The sequence below is a fragment of the Streptomyces sp. NPDC006309 genome (assembly GCF_040613095.1).
GTDB lineage: Bacteria > Actinomycetota > Actinomycetes > Streptomycetales > Streptomycetaceae > Streptomyces.
Map to the genome: position 1 here is coordinate 1 of NZ_JBEXRO010000065.1, position 1,445 is coordinate 1,445.

Annotated in this window: 2 protein-coding genes; both read left to right on the forward strand. The window is 67.1% G+C overall.

The window, feature by feature from the left end:
* A partial coding sequence (locus ABZ117_RS34175; protein WP_356826696.1) for a DUF3459 domain-containing protein occupies positions 1 to 439 on the forward strand: 439 nt, incomplete at its 5' end.
* Positions 436 to 1,445 (forward strand): alpha-amylase family glycosyl hydrolase (locus ABZ117_RS34180; protein ID WP_356826698.1); only part of this gene is annotated, 1,010 nt, incomplete at its 3' end. The genes ABZ117_RS34175 and ABZ117_RS34180, both read left to right, overlap by 4 nt.

Sequence of the window (1,445 nt, forward strand, 5' to 3'; positions counted from 1 at the left end):
GGACTCCGAGAAATACCAGCTGCGCCCCCGCGACTGGGAGGCCGCCGCACGCGAGGGCCGCACCATCGCCCCCCTCATCACCCGCCTCAACGCCGTCCGGCGGCGGAGCCCGGCCCTGCGCCAGCTGCGCGACCTGCACTTCCACCACGTCGACAAGGACGCGGTGATCGCCTACTCGAAGCGGAGCGGATCGAACACGGTTCTGGTGGTCGCCAACCTCGACCCCCACGACACCCAGGAGGCGACGGTCTCGTTGGACATGCCGCAACTCGGCCTGGACTGGCACGAGTCCGTGCCGGTGCGCGACGAGCTCACCGGTGAGACCTACTACTGGGGCAGGACCAACTACGTGCGTCTGGAGCCGGGGCACCGGCCCGCGCACGTCTTCACCGTCCTGCGACCGTCCACCCCGCAGATCGGAGGGTCAGCCACCATATGAGCGTCAACGAGCCCGTCCTGGACACCTTCGAGGACACTCCAGCCAAGGACCGGGACCCCGAGTGGTTCAAGCGCGCCGTCTTCTACGAGGTACTGGTCCGCTCCTTCCAGGACAGCAACGGCGACGGCGTCGGCGACCTGAAGGGACTGACCGCCAAGCTCGACTACCTCCAGTGGCTCGGCGTGGACTGCCTGTGGCTGCCGCCCTTCTTCAAGTCACCGCTCCGGGACGGCGGTTACGACGTCTCCGACTACACCGCCGTGCTGCCCGAGTTCGGTGACCTCGCCGACTTCGTGGAGTTCGTGGACGCCGCCCACCAGCGGGGCATGCGCGTCATCATCGACTTCGTCATGAACCACACCAGCGACCAGCACCCGTGGTTCCAGGAGTCGAGGCGGGACCCGGACGGTCCGTACGGCGACTACTACGTCTGGGCCGACGACGACAAGCAGTACCAGGACGCCCGCATCATCTTCGTCGACACCGAGGCCTCCAACTGGACGTACGACCCCGTGCGCAAGCAGTACTACTGGCACCGCTTCTTCTCGCACCAGCCGGACCTCAACTACGAGAACCCTGCCGTGCAGGACGAGATGATCTCGGCGCTGAAGTTCTGGCTGGACCTCGGCATCGACGGGTTGCGGCTGGACGCCGTGCCGTACCTGTACCAGCAGGAGGGCACCAACTGCGAGAACCTGCCGGCCACCCACGCGTTCCTGCGGCGGGTGCGCCGGGAGATCGACGAGCAGTACGCCGACAAGGTGCTCCTCGCCGAGGCGAACCAGTGGCCCGAGGACGTCGTCGACTACTTCGGCGACTACCGGGTCGGCGGCGACGAGTGCCACATGGCGTTCCACTTCCCCGTGATGCCGCGCATCTTCATGGCCGTACGCCGTGAGTCGCGCTACCCGGTCTCCGAGATCCTCGCCAAGACCCCCGCGATCCCGTCCGGCTGCCAGTGGGGCATCTTCCTGCGCAACCACGACGAGCTGACCCTGGAGATGGT